The 24,431-nt window shown below is 61.1% G+C and carries 17 protein-coding genes; 8 read left to right on the forward strand and 9 right to left on the reverse strand.

Features of this window, described 5'->3' with window-relative positions; translation table 11 throughout:
- Nucleotides 1-10: 10 nt before the first annotated feature.
- From JQM68_RS00775 to JQM68_RS00795, 5 genes are all read left to right on the forward strand, one after another.
- Complete coding sequence (locus JQM68_RS00775) at nt 11-424, forward strand: GPW/gp25 family protein (RefSeq protein WP_235221007.1); 414 nt, start codon at nt 11-13, stop codon at nt 422-424.
- Nucleotides 421-3,444 (forward strand): baseplate J/gp47 family protein, encoded by a 3,024-nt coding sequence (locus JQM68_RS00780; RefSeq protein WP_235221008.1) that lies wholly within the window; start codon nt 421-423, stop codon nt 3,442-3,444. Before JQM68_RS00775 ends, JQM68_RS00780 begins: the two co-directional genes overlap by 4 nt.
- 21 nt (nt 3,445-3,465) lie before the next feature.
- Nucleotides 3,466-5,565, forward strand: a complete 2,100-nt coding sequence (locus JQM68_RS00785; RefSeq protein WP_235221009.1) for a baseplate J/gp47 family protein — start codon at nt 3,466-3,468, stop codon at nt 5,563-5,565.
- A gap of 3 nt (nt 5,566-5,568) precedes the next feature.
- Complete coding sequence (locus tag JQM68_RS00790) at nt 5,569-6,663, forward strand: phage tail protein (RefSeq protein ID WP_235221010.1); 1,095 nt, start codon at nt 5,569-5,571, stop codon at nt 6,661-6,663.
- 72 nt (nt 6,664-6,735) lie between these two features.
- Nucleotides 6,736-7,035: an STAS domain-containing protein gene (locus tag JQM68_RS00795; RefSeq protein ID WP_235221011.1), complete on the forward strand. Its 300-nt coding sequence runs from the start codon at nt 6,736-6,738 to the stop codon at nt 7,033-7,035.
- A 62-nt stretch (nt 7,036-7,097) separates the two neighbouring features.
- On the opposite strand, the gene JQM68_RS00800 is transcribed toward JQM68_RS00795, so the two are convergent.
- Nucleotides 7,098-8,045 carry a sensor histidine kinase gene (locus JQM68_RS00800; RefSeq protein ID WP_235221012.1) on the reverse strand — a complete coding sequence of 316 codons (948 nt, stop codon included), beginning with the start codon at nt 8,043-8,045 and terminating at the stop codon, nt 7,098-7,100.
- A gap of 243 nt (nt 8,046-8,288) precedes the next feature.
- On the opposite strand from JQM68_RS00800, the gene JQM68_RS00805 reads away from it, so the two are divergent.
- From JQM68_RS00805 to JQM68_RS00815, 3 genes are read left to right on the forward strand one after another with little or no spacing between them, the layout of a single operon-like run.
- Nucleotides 8,289-8,969, forward strand: coding sequence for a response regulator transcription factor (locus JQM68_RS00805; protein ID WP_235221013.1), 681 nt, complete (start codon nt 8,289-8,291; stop codon nt 8,967-8,969).
- A 14-nt stretch (nt 8,970-8,983) separates the two neighbouring features.
- Entirely contained in the window at nt 8,984-11,245 is a 2,262-nt protein-coding gene (locus JQM68_RS00810) for an ATP-binding protein (protein WP_235221014.1), read from the forward strand.
- 12 nt (nt 11,246-11,257) lie between these two features.
- Nucleotides 11,258-11,482 (forward strand): hypothetical protein, encoded by a 225-nt coding sequence (locus JQM68_RS00815; protein WP_235221015.1) that lies wholly within the window; start codon nt 11,258-11,260, stop codon nt 11,480-11,482.
- 62 nt (nt 11,483-11,544) lie between these two features.
- Here the strand turns inward: JQM68_RS00815 and JQM68_RS00820 are convergent, their stop codons facing one another.
- The 8 genes from JQM68_RS00820 to JQM68_RS00855 all read right to left on the reverse strand — a co-directional run bounded on the left by JQM68_RS00820 (nt 11,545) and on the right by JQM68_RS00855 (nt 24,144).
- On the reverse strand, nt 11,545-12,714 hold the full coding sequence (locus tag JQM68_RS00820; RefSeq protein WP_235221016.1) for an eCIS core domain-containing protein: 1,170 nt from the start codon (nt 12,712-12,714) through the stop codon (nt 11,545-11,547).
- A gap of 47 nt (nt 12,715-12,761) precedes the next feature.
- Nucleotides 12,762-15,098 (reverse strand): eCIS core domain-containing protein, encoded by a 2,337-nt coding sequence (locus tag JQM68_RS00825; RefSeq protein WP_235221017.1) that lies wholly within the window; start codon nt 15,096-15,098, stop codon nt 12,762-12,764.
- A 62-nt stretch (nt 15,099-15,160) separates the two neighbouring features.
- Complete coding sequence (locus tag JQM68_RS00830; protein ID WP_235221018.1) at nt 15,161-17,374, reverse strand: hypothetical protein; 2,214 nt, start codon at nt 17,372-17,374, stop codon at nt 15,161-15,163.
- A gap of 2 nt (nt 17,375-17,376) precedes the next feature.
- Entirely contained in the window at nt 17,377-19,233 is a 1,857-nt protein-coding gene (locus tag JQM68_RS00835; protein ID WP_235221019.1) for a C97 family peptidase, read from the reverse strand.
- A 19-nt stretch (nt 19,234-19,252) separates the two neighbouring features.
- Nucleotides 19,253-21,307 carry an ATP-binding protein gene (locus JQM68_RS00840; RefSeq protein ID WP_235221020.1) on the reverse strand — a complete coding sequence of 685 codons (2,055 nt, stop codon included), beginning with the start codon at nt 21,305-21,307 and terminating at the stop codon, nt 19,253-19,255.
- Between the two features lie 40 nt (nt 21,308-21,347).
- A complete protein-coding gene (locus JQM68_RS00845; RefSeq protein ID WP_235221021.1) occupies nt 21,348-22,190 on the reverse strand; it encodes a GNAT family N-acetyltransferase in 843 nt (280 codons plus the stop codon).
- Nucleotides 22,191-22,208: 18 nt separating this feature from the next.
- Nucleotides 22,209-22,433 (reverse strand): Ground-like domain-containing protein, encoded by a 225-nt coding sequence (locus tag JQM68_RS00850; RefSeq protein WP_235221022.1) that lies wholly within the window; start codon nt 22,431-22,433, stop codon nt 22,209-22,211.
- Nucleotides 22,423-24,144, reverse strand: coding sequence for a hypothetical protein (locus tag JQM68_RS00855; protein WP_235221023.1), 1,722 nt, complete (start codon nt 24,142-24,144; stop codon nt 22,423-22,425). Before JQM68_RS00855 ends, JQM68_RS00850 begins: the two co-directional genes overlap by 11 nt.
- Between the last annotated feature and the right edge of the window lie 287 nt (nt 24,145-24,431).

Genomic DNA, 24,431 nt, shown 5'->3' on the forward strand with positions numbered 1-24,431 from the left:
GAGGTACAGGATGAACGACAGGGCGTTTTTAGGTGCGGGCATGAAATTCCCGCCGCAGATCGACCCCGGCACGGGGCGCTTCGCGGTCTCTGCAAGAGAGCAGAGCGTCCGGGAGTCGGTGTATCTCATTCTGATGACCAGCCGGGGCGAGCGGTGGCTGGAGCCGAATTTCGGCAGCCAGATGGCCAGCTACGCCTTCATGGACACCTCGCCCACCATGCTGCGGATGCTGTCCGACGATCTGCGGGACCTGCTGCTGACCCAGGAGCCCCGCATCAGCGACGTGGATGTGGAGATCGACCCCGAGGTGAAAAACGGCTGCCTGCTGGTATCCATCCGGTACACCGTGGCGGCCACCAACAGTCAGGATAACCTGGTGTTTCCCTTCTATCTGAACGCCGCGCGAGAGGAGCCGACCTTATGAACCACGACGAACTGACGCTGGACCCCCGGACCCAGGCGGACCTCTGCGCCCGGGTGGAGGAGCTGGCATCGTCCTATACGCCGGAATGGCGGTTTGACCGCCGGGACCCGGACATCGGTTCCACCCTGGCCCTCATTTACACGGGCCAGATGGCTGACAACATCCGGCGGCTGAACCAGCTCCCGGAGAAGTACCATACGGAATTTGTGAACCTGCTGGGCCTGACGCTGCAGCCTGCCTATCCCGCCTCCGGCGTGGCCGTGGTGGAGCTGCTGCGGGGGACGGTGCCCGGCGTGGCGCTGCCCCGGGGCTCCCGCCTGATGGCGGACGGGGCCGACGGCTCGCCGATTTTGTTTGAGACCACCGGCGATGTGTACCTCACCAACGCCCGGATCACGGACGTTTTGTCCCTCTCCGGCACCCAGGGACGGATACAGCCCCTGCTGGGCGGCCCGAAGATGGCGCAGCTGGTGCCGCAGACGCAGGAACTGCCGGAGGCAGGCGCGGTGCCGGAGATGGCACCGGAGAGCCCCGAAGCTTTCCGCCTGTTTGACTACGAAGAACCGGGCATTGAGAAAAACGCCCTGCTGCTGTACCACCGCAGCATGTTCGGCGGCGACAGCAGCGTGCCCATTCAAATTGCCCTTACCACGCCGGAGGGGACCTCTCTGGCGTCTGAGCTGACAGATTCCACCCGCTGGCGCTGGAGCTATTACGACGGCGAAGAGCTGCGGCCCTTTGCCAGCGTGGAGGAGCGGGACGGCACCGTGCTGCTGCGTCGGGAGAGTGCCTCCGAGCCCTTGACGCTGGACGGCGCGGAATACCACCTCATCTGCCTGGAGGCCCTGGGCCCTGTTTCCACCGCCGTGACGGTGGGGGACATCCGGGTGGCTTCCGCCGGGGAACCGGCGGCGCCGGAGCTGATCCTCCACAACGGGGAGGAACTGGAAGCGGAAGCGTGTATGCCCTTCGGCGACACGGCGTCTCTGTTCGACGAGTGCTACCTCTGCGACGATCAGGTGTTCGCCCAGCAGGGCGCGTCCGTGACGCTGACATTCCGGCTGGAGAGCCGGAAAAAGCTGCTGCGGCTGACGGCCCAGCAGGAGTCCGAGGAACTGAAGATCATCAAGCGCAAGCCCAGGGCGGTGCAGTACGACACGGCCTCCGCCGCGCCGGAGCGCATTGCCATGGAATATTTCAACGGCCGGGCCTGGCGCCGCCTGCCCTGCGACAGCGAGTGGGCAACCGTCATGGACGGCACCCACGGCGGCGAGATACGGATCACCTTCCAATGCCCGGCGGACTGGGTCCCGGTGCCGGTGAACGGTTACACGGGCAGGAGCCTGCGGCTGCGGGTCATCCAGGCCGATAACTGCTACCTGCTGCCCTGCGAGCACACCATGCCGCTGCTGCGGGATGTGCGGTTGTCCTACGCCTATACCGGCCAGTGGAAGCAGCCCCAGCGGCTGCGGACGGTTTGCGGCACCCGGACAGAGGACCAGAGCAAGGCGCTGCTGGACGGCGGCCCGGTGACGGTGTTTGCTCCGCTGCCTTACCCGGCGGCGTCGCTGTACCTGGGCTTTGACCGTCCCCTGGAGGGCGCACCGGTGTCTGTACTGTTCGACGTGGAGGAAAACGTCCACTTCCGCATGGAGCCGGTGTGCTACGAGTATTCCACCCGCACAGGCTTCAAGCAGATGAAGGTCATCGACGGCACAGGGGACTTTTCCGGTGCCGGAACGGTGCTGTTCATGCCTCCGGCGGATTTCGCACCGCTGGAAGTAGAGGGCGTCCGCCGCTGGTGGCTGCGGCTGCGGGGCAGCGAAAACGCTGTCCGGGGCTATCACGCCCTGGTGCGGTCCATCCGGCTCAACGCCGTGGACATCCGCAACCAACAGACCCAGGACGAGGAAGCGTTCTATGTGGAGACGGCTGTCGCCAATATGACCTTCCCCCTGGCGGCCAAGAACATCCTCTCCGCCGAGGTATTCGTCAGCGAGCTGGGGCAGTTCTCCCGCCGCCAGATGCGGCAGATGCTGGAGGAACAGCCCCAGAACGTCCGGGTGGAGTACGATTTCCTGGGCGAGATCACCGCTTTTTATGTCCGCTGGACGGAGGTGGATACCTTTGACCGCTCCAAGCCCGGGGACCGGCACTATATGATCGACCGGGTGCGGAACCTGCTGGTGTTCGGCGACGGCATCCACGTCCGTATCCCCCAGGCGCGCCCGGAGGCCGCCATCCTGGTGCGGGCGGTGAGCTGCGACGGCGCCCGGGGCAACGTGCCCGCCGGGGCCATCGACCGCTTTTTCGGCAATGTCATGTATGTCCAGTCCGTCCACAACCCGGTGGCTACCTACGCGGGCAGCGACCTGGAGGACCTGGACAGCGCCCGCCGCCGGGGTGCCGACCTGCTCAGCGGCCGGGGACGGCTCATCAGCGAGCTGGACTTTGTGCGGGCGGTGCGGGCCTTCTCCGGGACGGTGGAGAAAGTGAAGTGCGTGACGGGCTGCGACATTGACGGAAAGCCCGACCCGTCCCTTATCACCATTGCCGTCATGACCAGGGATTACAGCGAGGGCGCCTATTCCTTCAACAACATCCGGGAACCCCTGCGGCGGCAGCTCCTGTCCCGGTGCGATGCCACCGTGACGCCGGAGTGTCTGGTGCTGTCAGAGCCGGTATATGTGGAGATCTCCGTCTCCGTCTGGGTGAAGGCGGACGACGCCGCCCGGGCCTTTGATGTGCAGAACCTCATTCTGGACAGTGTGCGGGACTTCCTGGACCCCCTGGCCAGGCCCGGTCACAGCGGCTGGGAGATCGGCACCCTGCCCTCTGAGGGGCAGCTGAAGATGCTGCTCCAGTCCTTGCGGTTCCCGGGCCATGTGGGGCGGATGATCGCCGTGGCCCGGTATGTGGACCGGAATGGCGTCCACGAAACGGGACTGGACCAGCTGCCGGATACGCCGTTTGCCATCGGCGTCAGCGGCGAGCACCATGTTTACATTGAATTTCAGTAAAAATTCCGGGGAGGAGAGGCTATGCTCAACAGTTTGAATCTCAGTGACAAGACCTATGACGAGCTGCTGGCGGAGGCCGTGGCCCAGATTCCGCTCTATTCGGCGGAGTGGACCAACTTCAACGTCTCCGACCCCGGCATCACACTTTTGCAGAATCTGACGGCTTTCCAGCTTTTGCAGCAGGAGGCCATCAACGACGTGCCCGAGGAGACCCGGCGGAAGCTCTTAAAGCTGGTGGGCTATACCGCCCGGGAGAACCGGGCGGCCACCGTGCTGGTGCAGGCGCCCGAACGAGGCGGTCCTATCCTGCCGGAGGGCCATCAGCTCTGGAGCGGCGCCATCCCCTTTGAGACCACCGGCACCGTGGCCCTGAATCCCTGGGGGCTGGCGGCGGTCTATGCCGGCGGCAGCGGCGGGGAGCGGGACGTGACCCGGCTGCTGGACCCTGCCACGGAGACCGTGGCCTATCCCTTCGGCCGGGAGCCGGAGCCGGGGAACAGTCTGATCTGTGTCCTCTCCGGCGTGCCGGAGATGGGAGAGCCGCTGCGACTGTGGTTCCAGGTGGCGGAGGAAGAATTGCGGACGCCTTTTACGGACGAGACGGAGATCCCCGCCTTTTCCCGTGTCCGCTGGCAGTATTGGACAGAGGGCGGCTGGCAGGACGCGGAGGCTCAGGACGAGACAATGGGCTTTCTGCGCTCCGGCTGCGTGACGCTGCGGCTGGAAGGAGAGTTGCCCGCGGAATGGACGGAAGCCCCGGTGCAGGGATGCGCCCTGCGGTGCTTGCTGGAGACGGCGGACTATGACCGCACGCCCCGGCTGCAGGCCCTGGCGGTCCACCTGTTTCCCATGGAGCAGCGGGAGACCCGGGTGCGCTGCTGCGTTTGCCCCGGCGACGAAAAAGCGGAGCTGCGGGGGCGGCTGCCCCTGATCGGGAATCTGCTGGTGTTCTGCCGGGAGGAGGCGGACGGCCCCTATTTCCTCTACCGGCAAGCGCCTGCAGCGGGAGTCCAGGGCCGGTTTTACCGGGTGGAAGAGGATTTTGAGGGCGTAACGCTGTGGTTCGACCCGGCCTTCGGCCATGTGCCCTGCGAAGCCGCAGACGCGGTGCGGGCCGTGTGCTATGACGAGGAGATGATCCACCATCGCCTGCTGGGGCCGGTGTACGGCTACGACAAGCAGGTGATCCAGCTGGACCTGGTGGCGGATGTGCTGCCGGAGAGTCTGCTGGTGGCGGTGGAGACAAAGAATCGGGACGGCGAGGCGGAGTACCGCTTCGTGGCGCCGGGAGAAAAGGGTCCGGGAGACTTTGCCTATCACCTGCGTTCCCGGGAGGCCCAGCTGGTCATCGACGAACCCGGGGGAGGTGGCTGCCAGCTCCTTCTGGCCGGCTGCGCCGTGACCCAGGGGAGCCGGGGCAACCTGCGGCACTGCACCACGCTGGAGCAGCGGGGCGGCTACGACGGCACCGAGGTGGAGGCACGGTACTTCTGTCCGGCTCCCGGACGGGGCGGCGTGTCCTACGAGAGCGCGGAGGAGCTGCGGCTGCGGTTCTCCGCGGGGATGCGGCAGGTTTCCGTGGCGGTGCGGACGGAGGATTACGAGGTTTTGGTCCGCCAGACGCCGGGATTGTGCATCCACAAAGTAAAAGCTGTGGCAATCGGCGGCAAAAATCTTGTCAAAATCGCTGTGAAGCCTTATACTGAAGAAGAACTGCCGAAGCTGACTCCGGAATACCTGCGGCAGCTCCGGGAGTTCCTGGAGCCCCGCCGGATGCTGACCACCCGGTTCGAGCTCTGCCAGCCCCGCTATGTGCCGGTGGGCGTCACCGCCACGCTGAGCATCCGGGGCATGGCGTCTCACGCCCGGGAAGAGGCGGAACGGCTTCTGCGGAGCCTTCTGGACCATGTGAACGGCCCCCAGGACTTCGGCGGCTGGGTCCGGTTCAACGAGCTGTACCAGGCCCTCAGCGCCCTGCCTTTCGTGGAGGCGGTTGACGCCCTGAATTTGTATCCTGAAAGCCGGGACGCGGTGCTGATCGGCAGCGACATCCGCCTGGAGGATGACAGCCTGTGCTGTCCCGGTACCATCCGTCTGACGATTCGGGAACAGGGGAGGTAAGCCATGGCTGACTATGGGATCAGAAAATACCGACTGAACGGCGCATTGCTGAAACGCAGCCTGCTGGAGGGCTTTTCCCTGTCAGAGGACGGCGGCGTCCTGCGGACGGAGGGAAGCGGCGTCCATAGCGTATTTCTGCCGGGGCTGGACAGCGCCCAGCCGGACTGCGCCTGGGGACGGCTGTCCCTGCGGTGCAAGCTGGGAGCGGAATCCATGCTGACGGTCCGGGCCTTCGCCTCGAACCAGGATGCGGTCATCCGCAATAACGAGGTGGTGCGGATCGACGATTTTCTGCTGGACCCGGCCATTCCCCGGACGGAGAAGGAACGGCTCTTTACCCTGGCGGACGGCATGGAGCGCTCCGGCGTGAAGGATGTGCTGCTGACGGGACAGACGGGCCGGTGGCTCTGGCTGTGGCTGGAGGTGGCCGGCGCGGAGGACGGCATTTTGGAGGACCTGCGGGTCTATGTGCCCGGAGATAACTTCTTCCGGACGTTCCCCCAGGTCTATCAGACGGACAACGACTTCCTGCAGAGGTATCTGTCCATTTTTTCTACCATGTACCAGGAGTTCCAGGAGGAGATCGACGCTCTGCCGGAGCTGCTGGACGTGGACACCGCGCCGGAGGCGCTGCTGCCCATGTTCGCCCACTGGCTGGGCCTGGAGACGGATGAGGCGCTGTTTTCCCCGGAGGAGCTGCGCCGCCTGCTGAAGGCCGCCCCGGAGTTGATGGCCCGCAAGGGCACGAAGTGGGCGGTGGAAAAAGTAGTGAAGCTGTTCGTGGAGGAGCCGGTGTACATCGTGGAGCGGAACCTGCTGCAGTCGGACAAGCGGCACAGCGAGGACCTGTACGGCGCCACGCCGTATGACTTCACCGTGATGGTTGGTCGGAAGATGGATGAAAAGCTCCGGCTGCGGCTGAAGTTCCTCATCGACCAATTCCGGCCCGCCCGGAGCCGGTGCCGCATCGTCTTCCTGGAGGAGTGCGGCGGTCTGGACGCCTTTACCTATCTGGACATCAATGGAACGGTGCTGCAAAACGCGCCGGGCAGCCTGGACGACGGCAAGGCGCTGACGGGCATGACCTACCTGCAATAAAAACAGTCAATTCGGCGGGCCGCTGGCCAGAAAATGCGGCAGCCGCACAGTGTGCGGCCATGTGAGGTACATATGACGATTACGAAACTTCAAAATGGTGATGCCGTCACCCTGCAGGTGGACGGCCGCGTGGACACCAATACCAGCCCTGAGCTGCAAAAGGCGATCCTGGAAGCCTTCCAGAGCGCCAAAAAGCTGACGCTGGACCTGGAAAAAGTGGTGTATGTCAGCAGCGCGGGACTGCGTGCCCTGCTGCTGGGACAGAAGACCGCTTCCTCCAAGGGCGCCTCCATGGAGCTGCTGCATGTGGCCCCCACGGTGAAGGCCGTGCTGGATTCCGTGGGCTTTTCCAAGATACTGACTCTGCGATGAGGAATCAAAAAAAGGACACTGCCGCAAGGAAGCGGCAGTGCCCTTTTTTACATATGACGTATTCAGACGGAAGGAAAGAGGGGCAGGGTCATGGAGATGCCCAGGCCCCGGCCTGGGGCGCTCTGGGCGGACACTGTACCGCCGTGGCCCTCGATGGCGCGGCGAACCAGGTACAGGCCGTAGCCCTGCCCGCCCACATGGTTGCTGCCCTGGTAGTTGGGCTCAAAGATATGGGCGGTCTCTTCGGCGGGAAGGCCCAGGCCGTCATCCTGTACGAGCAGGGAGGCGCTGTCTCCCTGCCGGAGTATCCGGATGGTGATGACACCGGGGCGGCCCATATATTTCAGGGCGTTTTCCAACAGATTGAACAGCACCCGGTTCAGCAGATATGTATCCGCCCGCATGGCAAGATGATCCTCGGGAGAGATCACCTGGATACGGACGCCCTGGTCCTCCGCGGCTGTCTCCATATCCGCCGCGGCCTGCCGGACCAACGCTATCAGGTCCAGATCCGAATAGGTCAGCTTGCTGCTGTCCATGGTATCCGCCGCGGAGAACTGACGGCTGATGGCTTCGGTCATGTACTGGCTCCGCTGGCTGATCTTCTCCAGATATTCCACCGCCACATCCGCGTCCTTGATGACGCCGCTGGACAGCAGCTCCGCGTAGCCCTGAATGATGGCCACGGGCATCCGCAGGCTGTGGGACAGGCCGCTGCGGAAGGCCTCCATTTCGGACTGGTTCCGTGCCTGCATTTCCGAGAGCTCCTGGGCGTGTTTTTTCTTCAGCGCGGCAAGCTCTTCACGATGGGCCTGTTCCCGGGCATCCAGGCTGCGCCGCTGAAAAGACCACAGAGCCGCCAGCAGTCCTGCCGCCGCGATCGTACATGCCAATCCCAGGCAGGCTGCCGGCAACGGCCCGTTCCGGTAGAGCTCGGCAGCCCACAGGCATCCGCAGGCCAGTATTGCCGCAGCCGTCAAAACGGCAAGGACGGTTTCTCTCTTTTTCAATGTGACCATCTTCTTTCCAAATGCTCCGATACGATATAAAGGGACAAAAAAGGACAGAAAAGACACAAAAGGGTGACAAAAGATCCACTGTGTGGTATAATACCTGAAAAGCAGATTCCGTATCGAAACAGGAGATGTTCAGCCCTTTGACATCTTATTCGACATAAATAATGACATTATAATAAATGTTTGACCTATTTGCAATGCACAGATGTGAGTTTTTATAAAAAGGGAGGACTGCCCATGTCTCATATCCTGCTGGTGGAAGACGATCAGGACCTGTCGATCATCACCCATGCGAATTTGACCTACGCGGGACACAAGGTGGACGATGCCTTTACCTGTGCCCAGGCGGAGGAGCTGCTTTCGCAAAATGAATACGACTTGATCTTGCTGGACATCATGCTGCCGGACCGCTCCGGCGATGACCTGTGCCGTTCCATCCGGCAGGACTGCGACTGTCCCATCATTTTTATGAGCTGCCTGGAGGACAGTGAGACCATTGTGGACGCGCTGCGCAGCGGCGGCGACGACTATATGGTGAAGCCGGTCCGCTACCCGGAGCTGCTGGCCCGGGTAGACGCAGTGATCCGCCGCTCCGGGCAGAAGAAGGAGATGCCCCAGGACAGTGCCCGGATGTTCAAATCCTTTTCCGTGGATACGTCCCACCGCTGCATCCTGCGGGAGGGGGAACGGGTAGACCTATCCTCCATCGAATATGGGCTTCTGCGGTATATGATAGACCACCCCGATACGCTGCTGCTGTACCAGGACCTGTACCAGCATGTCTGGGAGACGGACAGCCTGGGGGATTTCCGCACGGTGATGGTACATATCTCCAATCTCCGCAAGAAGCTGGACCCGGATCACCGGGGCATCATCGAGACGGTGCGGGGCGCGGGCTATATTTTTTCCGATGTGTGAGCGGGAGGTGCCGAATGGATTTTTTTGACTTGACGAAACGGGAAGTTCCCTTTGCCAGCTACCAGGAGTATACGGACCATCTGTTCGCCTGCGTGGACCGGCAGCTCTCCGCCTATATCGACGGGCTGATGCGGCTGTTCGCCAGCGACAACGGCGGCTTCAAAAATGTGCTCTATCCGGACATTGAGGTGGCCCGGGACCTGTGCGAAAAACATTTGATGGATTTCCACGCCAAGGGCGGCGGGGAAGCGGAGCAGGAACTGCCGGAGCTTTCCGACGAGCTGTCCGCCCTGTTCGGCGATCTGGCGGAAGCGGCGGAGGAGGAAGAAACGGAAGAGGCGTTATCGGTAGAAGACCTGCTGGCCTATATCGACCACCGGGCGTCCCTGACGGAGGTGCCCCTGCCGCTGTACCGCCTTTGCCGGAAGCTGGACTTTTCTCCCTTTACCACCTTCTGTTTTGCCTGCGCCATTCTGTCCTCCACCCAGACCAACTATGCGTCGGTGTTCCAGGTGGTGAACCAGAACGGCAATCAGTCGGCCCCCAGCATCGAGTCCGCCGCCCGGGTCTACTACGGCGAAGATTTTACCATCACCGGCAGTTATAGTCAGATGTCCCTGGCGCTGGAGCAGCTCCAGCCGGTGCTAGCCCTGCAGATCAACGGCGCCATGCCGTTTTCCACCCTGGTCTCTCCGGACAAGCGGGTCATCGACTTCCTGTTCGGCGCCCATCCGCTGCGCATTGACGAAAATTACACCCGCTTTTTCTCCCGCCTGACGGAGGAGAAGGAGCTGGACCCCTTCCTGGCCAACGGCGGTGTGCTGGACGCCCTGCGCATCTCCTATCAGGACGGCAACCGCATTTTCTCTCTGTTCGGAGACGAGGGCTCCGGCCGGAAGTTCACCATCCGTCACTTCTGCAAGGAGCAGGGGATGGACTGCGTGTCCATCAACTGCGCCAAGCTGTTCGTCTATGACTTTCGGTTCGTGGAGCAGGCTCTTTGGGCCGCCGCCCGGGAGTGCATCCTCACCGACGCCTGCGTCTGCCTGGACAATCTGGGCTACCGGGAGGATGAGAAGGACAAGTTCTTTGGCTACATGGACCTGGCCTTCGGCAAGTTCACCCAGCAGAAACTGACGGTGTTCACCGTCAGCAAGGAAAAGCTGCCTATGAAGCAGATCACGGACCTGGACTTCGCCCAACTGGAGCTTCCCACGCCGTCCTTCTCCGAGCGGGAGCGGGTCTGGCAGCATTACGCCAAGCCCTACACCCTGAACGCCGACGTGGACCTTACGGAGCTTGCCACCAAGTTCTTGTTCACCCCCGGAAAGATCCGGGACGCTCTGCGCCAGGGCCGGTCCCTGGCCTCCATGAACCAGTTCATCGACATTCCCCGGTCCATTCTGTTCCAGTCCTGCAACAACCAGATGAGCCATGAGCTGACCCAGAAGGCCACCCGCATCCCCGCCAACTTCGGCTGGGACGACATTGTGATGAACCCGGACCAGCGGCTGGCCCTGAAAAACGCCTGCGACCAGTTGATCTACCGGAAGAAGGTCTACGAGGAGTGGAACTACATCAAGAAGTATCCCTACGGCCGCGGCCTGTCCGTGCTGCTGTTCGGCGCGCCCGGTACCGGCAAGTCCATGTGCGCCCAGGTCATCGCCCATGAGATGAACCTGGAGCTGTACCGGGTGGACCTGTCCAAGGTCGTTGACAAGTACGTGGGCGAGACGGAAAAGGCCATCTCCATGATCTTCCGGGAGGCCAAGAAGTGCAACGTGGTGCTGTTCTTCGACGAGTGCGACACCCTGTTTGCCAAGCGCTCCGATGACGGCGGCAGCAACCAGTCCTCCAACAATAACAAGACCGCCCTGCTGCTGCAGGAGGTGGAGGGCTACGACGGCGTGTCTGTTCTGGCCACCAACTACAAGCACAACATCGACCCCGCCTTCTTCCGCCGGATGAAGTTCATCGTGGAGTTCCAGTTCCCCGACCCGGACACCCGGGAGATGCTCTGGCGCACCACCATCCCCAAGACCACGCCGCTTGCGGAGGATGTGGACATCCGCTTCCTGGCGGAGCGGTTCGAGTTTGTGGGCGGCAATATCAAAAACTGCATCCTCAACGCCGCCTTCCTGGCGGCGGCGGACCCGGAGGCGGAGGGAGAGGTACATATGAAGCACTACCTCCAGGCCATCAAGTACGAGTTCGTCAAGACCGGCAAGGTCTTTACCCGGGCCGATTTCGAGCCCTACGCCAGTCTGGTGCTGTAAAGGAGAAAGCCTATGCGGTCATTGGAACGGCTGGAACAGCAAAAGAGGCTGAAGCGGCAGAAGCAAAATGTACCGCCTCCTGACGAGGAGACGGAGGAGGAGCTGGAGCGCCCCCGGTTCGTCCCGCTGAACAAGGCGAAAAACGCCTTTGACGACGGCGCGGACAAGACCTTCGGCGGCATCAACACCGCACCGTCGGTGTTCGACAAACAGGCCACCTTTTATTCCGGGAAATAACACAAAACAGGAAAATACCTGCCGCGGGACGGAACACAGCCCGCGGCAGGTATTTTTAAAGTTCAGTGTCCTCCTCTTAACCGATTCAGGAACAGATTGCGCAGACGGCTCGCCCCGGCGCTCTTTCCGGTGTTAAACTCCTTTTGCAGCTTCATGCTGCGCATCACATCACCGTTGTCCACGGTTTTAGCTATATCCGCTGAGATCTCGGCGTTGTTTTTGCCTTGCTTTTTCAGCACGTTGGCACGTGCACGCTGAGCCATGCCGTAACGCTTTGCTACCTCACCGTTGACAGTTCGCAGCAGGAGGTTATTCATCATCATGGTGGAACGCGCCTCGGGGTCGGCATAGTTGTCCACCCCTTCGAAGGAGGGAGCCAGCGCACCGATGAAGTCCATTACATCGGTATTTCCTTCCACGGAATCTCCGATGAACTGGGTGGCAGCGTCCAGCCCACCGGTTTTTTGGGCGCTCATGACCTGCTGGTCGAAATCCTCCGGCAGCATACTGGACAGCATGATATTCAGGTTGTTGAGTTCACCGGCTCCATTGCGGAACGCCTCACTGTCCATCTGGGTCTTGGACAAGGAGTTTAAGGAACGCAGACGGCTGTTCATGTTGGTGTTGTAATCCTCAATAACCAGACGGCGTAGCATGGGATTTTGAAGCTGTTCCCGGGTGGCGCCCTGCAGCATTTGATTCAGTGCATGACTGCGGGAGTTCTGGAAGGTGCGCACAACAACATCACCCTTGTCGTTTGTGGTGTGCTCACGGATTGGCCCTGTCACCAGCTCCGGCTCGGAGATCTCCATTTCCGGCTCTGGCTCAGGTTCAGGTTTCTTCTTTTTCCCGAACTTGCTGCGGAACCAGTCCAGCAGACCGCCCTGGGCCGCGCCCATGGGGGCGGACTGGGCCATGGCGCCGCCTTCGCCGCCAACGCCCTGCTGCATGGAGTGGCTCAGCTCGTGGGCCAGCAGCCCTCGGCTGGCGGGGTCGCTGCGGTCAAAGGCGCCCCGGCCGAAGAACACGTCCTTGCCGGTGGAGAAGGCGTCCACGCCCCGCTCCGCCGCGCCCCGGGCGGCGCTCTCGTCGGTGTGGATGCGCACGGAGGAAAGGTCCCGGCCATAGGCACGGCTCATGTCGCCCACCACATCGCTGCTGTGCATGAATTTCGCGCCGATGTCGGTGGCTTCCTTCTCCGCCGCCTGATCAATATGCAGTTTCTTGCCCATATACATTCCTCCTGCTGTTTCGTCGGAACTTATGCAGATGCGATCCATTATTGATGCGCAGCGTTCCACTGATTGACATAGAAGTACACGAGTGAGTCCTCCAACTGATTGGAGGGCAAGTGCTTGAGCAGGTCGGGGCCCTCCAGCAGCTGTCCCGTGGCCTCCAGGTAAGCGAGTACGTTGGGTTTGGCGCCATGGGCTGCCAGATACTCCTTTGCCTTTCCCTCATCGCCCAGGTCCTGGGCCTCCCGGAGGATCTGCATGGCGATCCGATGACGGAATTCCCAGTCAACTGCAGCGTTTAAGTTCAGCGTACCGTTGTTTACCATATCGCTCATTTGGGCGCTGTGCAGGAAATTGGCCACATAGTTGCCTGCGTCCTTTTCCCCCCGGTCGTCCTCTACGATGTGGTTGCGAAGGGTGTCAAACACTTCCTGCCTGCCCCAGTCCTCGTCCCGCTCCAGATAGCGCCCGGAGTTTTTCTCCTGATCCTTTTGAACCGCCCTTTTGATTTTGGTAAAACGGATGCACAGGGCGTCAATAGCCCGGGGTTCCAGAACATCCGCCATCACATCCCGGAGGACAGACTCGTCCAGGGCGGTGAGGCGGTCGGCCAGGGCTTTATCCATATAGGGGACCATCAGATTACCGTCCTGATCGAGGATGTTTTTGCCGTGGTGGCCGACCCGGTTAGTCTGTCCGGCCTCCCAGTCCAGGGTCTCGGATGTGAAGGATAAGTCGTTGTCGATACCCTGGACCCTGCCCAGCTTCCCATCCTTGATCTCGGCAAAATAATTCGAGGCGTGGCGGTCTATCTGGGCGGCCAGATTGTCCAGCACCTGAAGCGACATCAGAGACTGCATAAACTCCGGCGTGACCTTGTCGTCCATATTGGCCTCGAAGGGATGGAACGTGAAGATGTTGTCCGTATGTGCCATCTCCTCGGTGTACTGATCGATGAGCTGATCCACAACAAAGCTCTTCACTTCCTGGCCCCGGGCTGTCTGCATCAGATTGCCGGAACGGCTTTTCCCGTCCGCGTCCACCAGCGTCGCCGTTTCGGATCTTGCCACTAGGTCTCCCAGACCCAGCAGCTCCGCCAACCGGCTGGTCGCCACATTGCGCTTGGACAGGTTCAGGCTCTCGCCCTCCTTCATATGACGATGAAAATTCGATCCTACGATATTTTTTGCCTGCGAGAGCTTAACGACCAGATCGCAGGCGTCATGGATCGTCCGATCCGTCAGGTAGTTGGCGGCATGAAAAATACCCGGCCCCTTGATGGCCGTCTCGATCTCTGCATACTGTTCGTCGGTCAGCACCATCCTTCTCCCTACGATCTGCAGCGCATCCAGCTTTTGTTCGGTGTTTCCGGTATCGGTCTTGTGGGTATAGACCTCATCCTCCTTGAAAAAGCCGGAGGTATCCCGGTCGGTCAGCATGCCCTTGTCGATTCTAGCGAGATAGCTGGCGGCGCCGCCCACATGCTGCAGTTCAGCCTCCTTTTTGTCCATAAGCTGGAGGGTGCGCTGGCGGGACTTTGTAAGCACATCCATGGCGCTGGTGAAATGCTCCCCCTCATCGGGGGTCATCCTGTATCGGACAAAGCCGCCCCGGTCCTTCACCGCCAGCTCCCGCACCTGGCGGACGATGGCCTGGCGGTGCTTGCCGCGGTCTGTTCTGGAGCTGCGGCCGAGGTAGTCATCGCAGGCGCCGATCAGATCATCAAAGGAGGCGATGATGTCGTCCAGAACCCCCTGATCCTGGGTCAGGTCGCCGCTGAGCGGGGCGGAGAGCTGGCCGATGGAGGCGTCAATGGCAGAGGAGACCCGCTCAAATTTGTCGGTGTTCTGGCTCCAGCCCCACTTCTTGGAGCCGCGCAGCGCTTCCGCCGCATCGTCCAGCTCCTTCTGGGGGTCGTTGCTCTGGGTAAGCTGGGCGTCCATATCAGATGTGTCCGTGTCCTGCTCCGGGGCGGAGTCCTCCGCGTCCCCGGACTTGCCGAACAGTCCCTTGAACCATTCCCGCAGGCCGCCCTGGGCCGCGCCCATGGGGGCGGACTGGGTCAGGGCGGGCGCGCCGCCGCCCACGCCCTGCTGCATGGAGTGGCTCAGCTCGTGGGCCAGCAGTCCCCGGCTGGCGGGGTCGCTCCGGTCAAAAGCGCCCCGGGCGAAAAAGACGTCCTTCCCGGTGGAGAAGGCGTCCACGCCCCGCTCCGCCGCGCCCCGGGCGGCGCTCTCGTCGGTGTGGATGCGGACGGAGGACAGGTCCCGGCCATAGGCACGGCTCATGTCGCCCACCACATCGGAGCTGTGCATGAATTTCGCGCCGATGTCGGTGGCTTCCTTCTCCGCCGCCCGGTCCATATGCAGTTTCTTGCCCATATGTGTTCCTCCCCTGACGGTGCAGCGCCCCGCGAACTGCTGCGCCGATTACATGGCTACCGCTATTTCTTCTGTTTTTGCCACGATCTGATGACGGAGCCTGATATGGGGTCTATCAGGTCTGCGCTATTCATCCTCTTGAGCAGCGCGGGGCCGTCCAGAAGCTGTCCCGTGGTCTCCAGATAGGAGAGTACGCGGGCGTGGAGGCCATGGGCCGCCAGAAACTCCTTCGCCTGCTTCTCATCGCCCAGGTCCTGAGCCGCCTGAAGAACATCGCGGGCAAGCTGTTTGCGAAATTCCCCATCTACTTTTACCTTGAGATTCATCGAACTGCTTTGGTCCTTATTGTCCATATCGGCGGCCTTCAGGAAATTGGCCACATAATTGCTTGCAACCTTGACTCCCTTTTTGTTCTGCGTGGTGGCGTTGCGAAGGGTGTCAAACACTTCTTTTTTGCCCCAGTCTTCGTCCCGCTCCAGATAGCGCCCCGAGTCGGGGTTTTTCTCCTGATCCTTTTGAATCGCCTTTTTGATCTTGTCAAAACGGATGCACAGCGCGTCAATGGCCCAGGGCTCCAGAATGTCCGCCATCACATCCCGAAGGACGGATTCATCCAGAGCGGTAATGCGGTCGGCAAGGGCTTTATCCATATAGGGAACCATCAGTTCCCCTTTCTCGTCCAGAATATTTCTGCCGTGGCCACCGATGTTGTTTAAACCGGCGCTGGAACCGGTGGTGGAGTACTCCAGCGTATTGTCGGAAAAGGAGAAATCGTTGTCGATGCCCTGGACCTTGCCCAGCTTTCCGTCCTTGATCTGGGCAAAGTAGTTTCCGGCATGGCGATCCACCTGGGCAGCCAGATTATCCAGTACCTGAAGCGACATCAGGGATTTCAGAAACTCCGGCGTGACCTTGTCATCCATATTGCCATTGATCGTTGCGTACGCGTTGTTCATGAGCGCCTGCTTCTGCTTTTCGGCGTATTGATCGCGGAACTGAGCCACGACATAGCCGGCCACCTCCTGGCCCTCGGCTGCCTGCATCAGATTACCGGTTCTTCGGGTGCCGTCCTTGTCCACCAGTGTTGCCGTTTCGGACTTGGCGATCAGATCCCCCAGCCCCAGAAGCTCCGCCAACCGGCTGGTTGCCACATTGCGCTTGGACAGGTTCAGGCTCTCGCCCTCCTCCATGTGATGAGAGAGATTCTCTTTTACGGCTCTGTCGGCAGAGCCCAGGTGAATCATCATCTGGACGGCGTCATAAAGCTTCCGATCCTTGTAGTGACCGGCGTACTTGTCGAAGCGGCCACTCTCAATGGCGGTCTTGAGCTCCTCGTACTGCGCGTCGGACAGCGACATCTTTCGCCGCACGATTTCCAGCCTTTCCAGCATTTGGTCCATCGGGCCGATATCGGGATCGTAGGTATAGACCTCATCCTCCTTGAAAAAGCCGGAGGCGTTGGCATCGGTCAGCATGCCCGGCTCGATTTTCGCGATATAGCTGGCAGCGCCGCCCACGTGCTCCAGCTCAGCCTCCTTTTTGTCCACCAGCTGGAGGGTGCGCTGGCGGGATCTCTTCAGAATATCTATGGGACTGGTAACACGCTCACCCTGGTCTGGAGATGACATATAGAAGGCAAAGCCTGCCAGGTCCTTCGCGGCCAGCTCCCGCACCTGGCGGACGATGGCCTGGCGGTGCTTGCCCCGGTCCGTTGAGGGATCATGGCTGGTGATATAATCATCGCAGGCATCGATCAGTTTCCGGAAGGAATCGGTGATTTCCTCAAGAATCGTATGGTCCTGAGCCAGCTCACCGCTGAGAGTGGCATTGAGCTTTCCGACAGACACATTGATGGCAGCGGTGACATTCTCAAATTTGTCGGAGTTCCCGAACAAGCCCCACTTCTTGGAGCCGCGCAGCGCTTCCGCCGCATCGTCCAGTTCCTTTTGCGGATCATTGTTCTGGGTGAGCTCCTGCTGGGCGTCCGTTTCAGATGCTTCCTGCTCCGGGGCAGAGTCCTCTGCGTCCCCGGACTTGCCGAACATCCCCTTGAACCAGCTCAGCAGACCGCCCTGCTCCGCGCCCATGGGGGCAGAGGCGGTCACGGCGGGGGCACTGCCGAAGGCGTCCCGGCCGAAAAAGGTGTCCGTCCCGGCAGAAAAGGCGTCCACGCCGGTGCGGATGGGGCGGGAGGACAGGCTGCGGCCCGCAATATTGGTGCTGACTTCAGCGGTTTTCTGTTCTTCCGTTTTATCGGCGTGCAGGATTGTTCCCATTATCATCCCTCCGATGCGCTCTGTTCGGCTGATTCTGCCGCCGCGCGGGCGCGAACCGCTTCAAATTTTGTGGCAAAGGTTACCTCCATGGTGTTGACCAGATCCAGCAGGTGCTGCTTGTTCTCCTGATAACTCCGCTGGTTCTCGTTCTGAGGTGCATTGCGCTTTCCGGTGAAGTTCAGGATGGTCCCCCGGGTGTATTCGTTGGATTCATTGTCCAGACTGTCATCATCCCGATCCGCGGCAATTCTTCCGGCGTTGTTGCGGGTCAGCTGCAGGTCGTGGGCCAGAGGACTGTTGACCTCTGTCGCTTTCAGACTCAGCACGTCCAGCATGGTCTGTGTGGCCAAAGCGCCCAATTGTGCGTTGGTCAGATTCTCCCGCCCCTGGAAAAAGGAGATGAGATAGTTGTTGACGCCCATGCCGTCCTCACCGGTCAAGGCCCCTGCGACTTGCCGCAGAAGCGCCACGCACCGCACCAGCGGCTTGCCGGTCCCCATGGTGTGCTGCTGGATCAGATCGATCGGCATCAGGCCCATGGACTGCAGGAAAATATCTCCTGCTCCGGTAAGCGATGTATTGCCGAAAACAAACAGCGATTGATTGCTGATGGCCTTTTTGCCTTCCTTCTGCGCATCCTCCTCCTGCTTGGTCCTCTGGTGCAGGCTGGCATCCAACTCCTGCTGGGAATAGCTGGTGATGGCCCGTTTTTCCGGCAGGAAGGTGCTGTGGAGCCGCTCCGCCATGGCGATGACCTTCATGGCGGTGATGTTGACCCGTGGATGCCCCTTCCAAAGGCGCAGTTTGATCAGTTCATCCGCCTTTTCTGCGGCTGTATCGGTGGCAGCCTCCAGCGCGTCGGCATCGGCGGGGGACTCGATGGAAAATCCGCTGTTCAAAAAGCGGCCCATGGGTGCCGCCGCCTGCGCCACCTGTTGAGCGGCATTTTTCAGACTGGGGTACAGCAGAAAAGGAAGGCCGTCCCAACGGGCTGCCGACTGTGCCAGACCTTCAAAATCGGTGATGATCTTACTTTCCTGTCCGCCGGCCATCTGGGACTGTCTCCCGCTGCCCATGCCTCCGCCCTGGAAGAACCGGGTGCGGCCCTGCTGGCCCTGCTCCGCGGCATTGGCCAGATTCTTGTAAGCGCCCGCCGGTCCCAGGACCGTGTCGTGGAGCTGCGCTGGAATGGTCGCGCCCACCATGGCGGCGATGGCCTGGGTGAAGTGGTTGCAATTGTGGGCAACAACATTGTAGGGTTCTTTTGCCATGTCGGGAATGCTCATCATCACCGATTCCAGCTGGTCCCGGGTGATGGGGGTCTCCGAGGACATATCTGCCTGAGTATTGCTGTCGTCCATCAGCTTGCCGTGGTCGGCAACGGGTTTCCCGCCGCCGCCGAAGCCTACTTTCAGCCGCTTCCGGGTATACCGGGTGGTGACGGGGTCCAGCTGAGTGAAGCGCAGGCCGATGAAGCTGTGAAGATGCATCGCGCTCTCATTGTCCACACTTGCGCTGGGCATGAAACTGTGGGTCTCAAAGACCGGCGCCTGTCCGGGCCCCTCCTGGGTATAGTTCTGGACCATCGGAGCCAGGGGACTGCCTGGGTCAGGTTTGTCCGTGACATAGGCGGGGTTCACCTCGCCGTACTCGTTTTCTTCCCATTGCTGGCCCTCGTCCGGCTGTTCCTGTTTGGAGAATTTTTCCCGGAACCAGTCCAGCAGGCCGCCCTGGGGCGCACCGGGAGGCGCAGCACAGACGACAGGAGGACGGGAGGGGGCTAAGGTTTCTGTTTGCTTGTCAGAGGAGGCAGTCTCCCGCTGCTGCTCCTGAGCAGGTTCAGCATACATATGAGACATGGCGCACCTCCTATTGTATTCAGGGTATGGACGGCCCTGTTTCTGCCAAAAATTCACTGAGCATCACGCCATACTCGCCGAATTCGCTGGCCAGCATGACCTTGCCCTCCTTTTGCAGTTCCTGGAAAATTGCCCGGACCAGATGGTCCATGCGGAGGACGCCTCCGTCCGCCGCGGCGCGGTAGGCGCCGTTGAGGGCGATGTTTTTGATCTGGGCGCCGGAGAGCTGGAACTGGCGTGCCAGATAGTCCAGCTGGATGCCCGCCGACGGGATACCCGCCAGGGCGTCCTCCCAGATCTTGCGGCGCAGGGCCTCGTCCGGCAGGGTGAATACCAGGTGGTAGCGGAACCGCCGGACGAAGGCGGCGTCCATGCTGCCGGCCTGGTTGGTGGCCATCAGGACGATGCCCTGGTACTCCTCCATCCGCTGGAGGAGGTAGGCCACCTCGGTATTGGCGTACTTGTCCTTAGCGTCCTTGACCTCGCTGCGCTTGCCCAGCAGGGCGTCCGCCTCGTCGAAAAAGAGGATCATGTTGCTCTTCTCCGCCTGGTCAAAGACCTGCTTCAGACGCTTTTCCGTCTCGCCGATGTACTTGTCCACGATCTGGGACAGGTCCACCTTGTACAGCTCCAGGCCCAGCCGCGAGGCCAGCACCTGGGCAGTCATGGTCTTGCCGGTGCCCGGAGGACCGGACATCAGCACGGACACGCAGCGGCCGTAGGGATACCGCCGCCGCAGGCCCCATTCGTCCAGCACCAGGCCCTGGTGTTCCACCTGGGCGCAGACTGCCTGGAGGCCGGCTTTCAGAGCGGGCTCCAGCTGGAGGTCTTCCCAGGTATAGGCGGTGTCCACGAAGCGGATGTTCTCATACCGCCCGTCATCCAAAACCTGATAGCACAGCTTGAAGATGTCCCGCTCCGCCCAGGGGCCGTGAGGCGCCCGGCACTGCAGCAGCCGGACGATGCGCTCCATCTGCCCGGCGGTAAGGGACATTTTGGCGGCGAGGCCCGCCGCCGGGAAATCCTCCGCGCCCTCCGGCAGGTATTGCTCCGCCAGCTCCCGCCAAAGCAGGGCGCTCTGAGGGATGGTAGGCGTCGGAATACTCACGGAAAACACGGGACAGGATAGAAAGGGAATTACCTTTACAGCGGTTGGTGTGGTGAGAAATACAGGCTTATTCAGGGGCGCAAGGGACTGCTCCAGCTGCCGCAGCAGGGCAGGGAGGCGGGCCGCCCGCTTTTCCGCCGGGCAGTCCAGCCCGGAAAGGCACAGTAGCCGGTCCGTCAGCAGCAGCTCCCGCAGCACCCGCCGCCAGGGGTGGGACCGCAAGAAGCCTTCCTCGCCCACGGCGTCGAAGGGAACGGTCAGAAGCTCCTTGTGCAGCAGCCGGGCGGTGTGGCGGGCGAAGTGCCGCCGTCCGCTGCCGCTTTCGCCGGAGATATGGACGATGGCAAAGCCGGAGCTGGCCGCCAGCAGGGCGGCCGTCTCCTCCGCCTGCGCTCCGGTGAGGGAGGCGGGGGGCAGAGATTCGCCGGGGGCTGTGACAGTGCATACGCCGCTGAGCTCCCGGTCCGGCGTGTCGTCGCCGGACAGCCAGGCCGCCAGCCGCCCGTCCAGACGGAAGGGAGCCTTCCACCAGTCCCGGTCCGGCTCCGCCTGGAGCAGCAGCTCCACCCGGTCAAAGGCGGAGCGGAGTTGGGGCGCCAGGTCGATGGTCTCGTCGGTGCGGCAGGCGACTCTGGCGGCGGCCTCGATGGTCAGGCCCTCACCAAGGCCAAGCCCCTCCCGCAGCAGGTCCAACGTCCGCTCCTCCATCAAGGCCAGCAGATACAGCTGGATGGCTGTCAGGGCAATGGGGTCATCCTGACACCGGTCCTGGAGAAAACGGTAACGGGCGGCGGTCACCGGCTCGTCATAGAACAGGCTCTCCGCGTCCTCCGGGTAGCCCGATACTTCCTCCTCCGTCACATCGGGGGAGATGAGGCGGCTGTACCGCTTGAAAAAATCGTCACTGACCCGGGACTTCAAAAACAGGGACAGCTTAAAGGCCGCCAGGGCCGCCAGTCGTTTCATTGCACATGCCTCCGAGGGTTTGTTCGTAGGGTTTGCCAGTTCAGTCCAGCAGATCCAGCCGCCACTGCATCGCAGCGGTATAGGTCACGGCATCGCCGCCCAGATGCTCTAAGAGGTTGCGGGCGCTGTCGTCCACCAGAACGGCGGAAAAGAGGGCGTCGGGTGGGAAGCGTTCCTCGCAGGCACGCAGCAGTGCTACCACGGCCAGTACCAGACGCTTCACGCCGGCGGGCGTGGTATAGAGCCACTCCACGCTGATGCCGTTTTCCTCCTGTAGTGTGCAGACACAGCAGGAAATCTCCTGCCGTTCGTTCAGACCGAAGAAAGACAGCTCGGGATCGAAAACCTCCCAGTCAAGGGGAGACGCAGTCGTGCCCTGCTGCAGCAGGGCGGTTCCAAACTCCCGCAGCCGCGGCTTCGGGACATCCTTCATAGGGGCGACACCCTGGATCTCTGTATGGAGAAGGGGCTGCAGCAGCGGTGACGACCGCAGGGCTGCAATGGGGCAGGAGATCATGGTAGGACCGGACACTGCCTGAAAACCAAGGCTCTCCAGAAGGCTTTTCACCGCGGTCTCCTTTGCCTGTCCGGGGGCCAGGGAGGCCTTCAGGGCAAAGCAGTCCAAGGCGGGCAGCACGGAACGCAGATACCGCAGCAGTCCGCTGGCAATGCCGTATCTTTGGTACTCCGGGGAGACCGCAATGGATTCCAGTCTCGCTTCGCTGCCTGCTTTGGAGAAAGCAGCCGCGCCCACCGCCAGATTATCTTCCACGGCGCCTGCCACAAGGAAGGCCCCCTGTTCCGCTCCGCGCCGCAGAGCGGGGGAGAGGAAGGGCAGAAAGAACTTCAGATTTTCCTGGTCCAAGATGTAATAATCAGCCATAGCATTTCTGCCTCCTGCTCAGATCTCGATCCTGCGGTCCGGGTCCTCCAGAATAGCGGCGATTTTGGCCAGCACCTCCGGGGAGAGCTGGTCCACATCCTCAAAATAGCCCAGCTTCAAAAAGACGCCGGGTTCCTTGTTGGCATTGTATTTGCCGGTCACCAGATTTACCATGCAGTATTCATCATCCCGGCGCACCAGATAAGCGTTAGCGCCCCGGCTGCAGATCACATCAAAGTTCATGTTCGCGTCCCTCCTTCACGATCTTGGCCCTGATGCCCAGGGCCTTCAGGCGGTCCACCAGCTCCTGCGGCATCTCTCTTTCCACTTCCACGCCGTCTTCGGCAATATAATCGGCGATCAGGGTCACGGATTCAATGTCCTCCACCCGGACGCCGCCGTGGTACTGCAGCTCGGCATACGACGCCTGGGCATCCCGCAACAGATCCTCCAGGTCCGTCTCGTGATTGGGATCGGCTGCTTTGCGCAGGTGGTGCTCATAGGCACTGTCGATCAAAGCCAGTCTCGACTTCACAGTGACCGCGTGAAGGTCCGGCTGATCCACCCAGTTCACTCTGGCGTCACTCCGTGCGCTGAGACTGTCGCCGATCAGCATGGTAGTCCGGTTCCGCATAGAGTCTTTCTTCAGGGTCACGACCACCTGGCCGTACTGGCCCACACCCTGACCGACCTCACTGTTCGCTTGGCTCTCTTTGACCAGGTCGCCATGGGACGCATAACCATAAATCTCAAACTGATCCGGGGGCAGTGTCTCAGGGTCCACGCCAAAGCTGGCTTTGGTAAATTGCTTACGCATGTCCAGATTCAGGGCTCCTTTGGTGGAGTTCGTCTCCATCTGGGTCTTGAAGCGCCCGGCGTCCAAAATCAGATTCATGATCTGGCAGTTGGGTACCCGCATCTGATAAGAGATGTTCTTCGTGGCGTCGCGGATGTACTCCGCCGCGAGATCGCTGGCGGTATCCCAGTTCAGAGTGGGGGCACCGGGGTGGGCGCGCTGAATATCCACATTGGCGTAGGTTACACTTTGAAACCCTTCCTCCATCCTCTGGAAGCTTTTCTCCCCTCTATGCGCCTTGCGCTGCTCCTCCAGCTTCCGAAGCGTCACGGGCCGCTTTTGCCGCAGTGCGTCTTCCGCATAGCGCCGCGCAGCTTCATTACGGCCGATGTGATCCTGCTGCATCCGCTGCTCGATGGCCTGCCGATATGCCTGAGCCGCCTCGCCCTTGCGCATGGAGCGGGTAGTGGCCTGTTCCTCCTGCTCCCGGGTCAGATAGCCGAATACCTTTACATCCAGTGCTTTATAGGTATTCTTTATCTGCTCTCCGTAAGCGGCGTTGGAGAACTTCACCGACTCATTTTGCAGCAACTCCGTGACATCCTCCGAGACCTGTTGGTGCAGCACATCTTCAATGTATACCGGGACGTTTTGCTGACGGAAACGAAAATCCTGAATCGCTTTATCGAATATCTCAGCGTGGTGCATGAATGTGCGTACCTCAGTCAGTAATTCTCTTGCCTGCCATTCGTCCTGGATCTGTGTCAGAATCACCCGCTCCAGATACTCTCCCTTGTCGGAAAAGGTCTCTGTAGGCCGCATTCCGGCGTAATCCGTGGCAGCCTGCCCGGGAATGGGATTTTCTCTCATCTGCTGCACCAGCTTGTCCACCTGGACCTTGGCCGCGGCCATACGCTTGGCTTCTTTCTGGCGCTGTTTCTCTTCCGCCTTTTCCTGCTTCGCGGCTTTCCGTTCCTGTTTCCACCGTTCTTTACGGCTGAGCTGCTGCTGTTGGGCCTGCCCGGCCATTTCAGGGGCGGGCGCCGCACCCTGGATATTGACAGGCTGGGCAAATTGCGGTTGGGGCGCTTCCGCGGCCTGCCGGTGTGCTCCGATCGGAAACCGTGGTGCTTCGCGGCGGTGCTTCGTCACCTCCAAAGGTTTCCACTCCTGGCGCTGCTGCTGTTGGGGGGCCTCCTCGGCCTGCCGGTGTGCTCCAATCGCGAACGGTGGTGCTTCGCGGTGGTGATCCGTCGCCTCCGAAGGTTTCCACTTCGGACACTGCTGCTGGACCTGATCTTGCGGCATAATTCTCGCCTTCCTTTCTCTATGAAAACCGGCTGGATAGTCTGGTCTGTATACACGATCTCAAAAATTTTATTAATATCAGTATATCATAGATCTTGTGTTAAATTTCTAAATTTTTTCTAAAAAACCAACGAAGT

This window comes from Oscillibacter valericigenes, assembly GCF_021531435.1.
GTDB classification, from domain to species: Bacteria; Bacillota; Clostridia; order Oscillospirales; family Oscillospiraceae; genus Oscillibacter; species Oscillibacter valericigenes_B.

What these genes read in the sequence shown, in the direction of transcription:
- JQM68_RS00775 (WP_235221007.1), top strand. Translation starts at nt 11, where the DNA reads ATGAACGACAGGGCGTTTTTAGGTGCGGGCATGAAATTCCCGCCGCAG.
- JQM68_RS00780 (WP_235221008.1), top strand. Translation starts at nt 421, where the DNA reads ATGAACCACGACGAACTGACGCTGGACCCCCGGACCCAGGCGGACCTC.
- JQM68_RS00785 (WP_235221009.1), top strand. Translation starts at nt 3,466, where the DNA reads ATGCTCAACAGTTTGAATCTCAGTGACAAGACCTATGACGAGCTGCTG.
- JQM68_RS00790 (WP_235221010.1), top strand. Translation starts at nt 5,569, where the DNA reads ATGGCTGACTATGGGATCAGAAAATACCGACTGAACGGCGCATTGCTG.
- JQM68_RS00795 (WP_235221011.1), top strand. Translation starts at nt 6,736, where the DNA reads ATGACGATTACGAAACTTCAAAATGGTGATGCCGTCACCCTGCAGGTG.
- JQM68_RS00805 (WP_235221013.1), top strand. Translation starts at nt 8,289, where the DNA reads ATGTCTCATATCCTGCTGGTGGAAGACGATCAGGACCTGTCGATCATC.
- JQM68_RS00810 (WP_235221014.1), top strand. Translation starts at nt 8,984, where the DNA reads ATGGATTTTTTTGACTTGACGAAACGGGAAGTTCCCTTTGCCAGCTAC.
- JQM68_RS00815 (WP_235221015.1), top strand. Translation starts at nt 11,258, where the DNA reads ATGCGGTCATTGGAACGGCTGGAACAGCAAAAGAGGCTGAAGCGGCAG.
- JQM68_RS00820 (WP_235221016.1), bottom strand. Translation starts at nt 12,714, where the DNA reads ATGGGCAAGAAACTGCATATTGATCAGGCGGCGGAGAAGGAAGCCACC.
- JQM68_RS00825 (WP_235221017.1), bottom strand. Translation starts at nt 15,098, where the DNA reads ATGGGCAAGAAACTGCATATGGACCGGGCGGCGGAGAAGGAAGCCACC.
- JQM68_RS00830 (WP_235221018.1), bottom strand. Translation starts at nt 17,374, where the DNA reads ATGGGAACAATCCTGCACGCCGATAAAACGGAAGAACAGAAAACCGCT.
- JQM68_RS00835 (WP_235221019.1), bottom strand. Translation starts at nt 19,233, where the DNA reads ATGTCTCATATGTATGCTGAACCTGCTCAGGAGCAGCAGCGGGAGACT.
- JQM68_RS00840 (WP_235221020.1), bottom strand. Translation starts at nt 21,307, where the DNA reads ATGAAACGACTGGCGGCCCTGGCGGCCTTTAAGCTGTCCCTGTTTTTG.
- JQM68_RS00845 (WP_235221021.1), bottom strand. Translation starts at nt 22,190, where the DNA reads ATGGCTGATTATTACATCTTGGACCAGGAAAATCTGAAGTTCTTTCTG.
- JQM68_RS00850 (WP_235221022.1), bottom strand. Translation starts at nt 22,433, where the DNA reads ATGAACTTTGATGTGATCTGCAGCCGGGGCGCTAACGCTTATCTGGTG.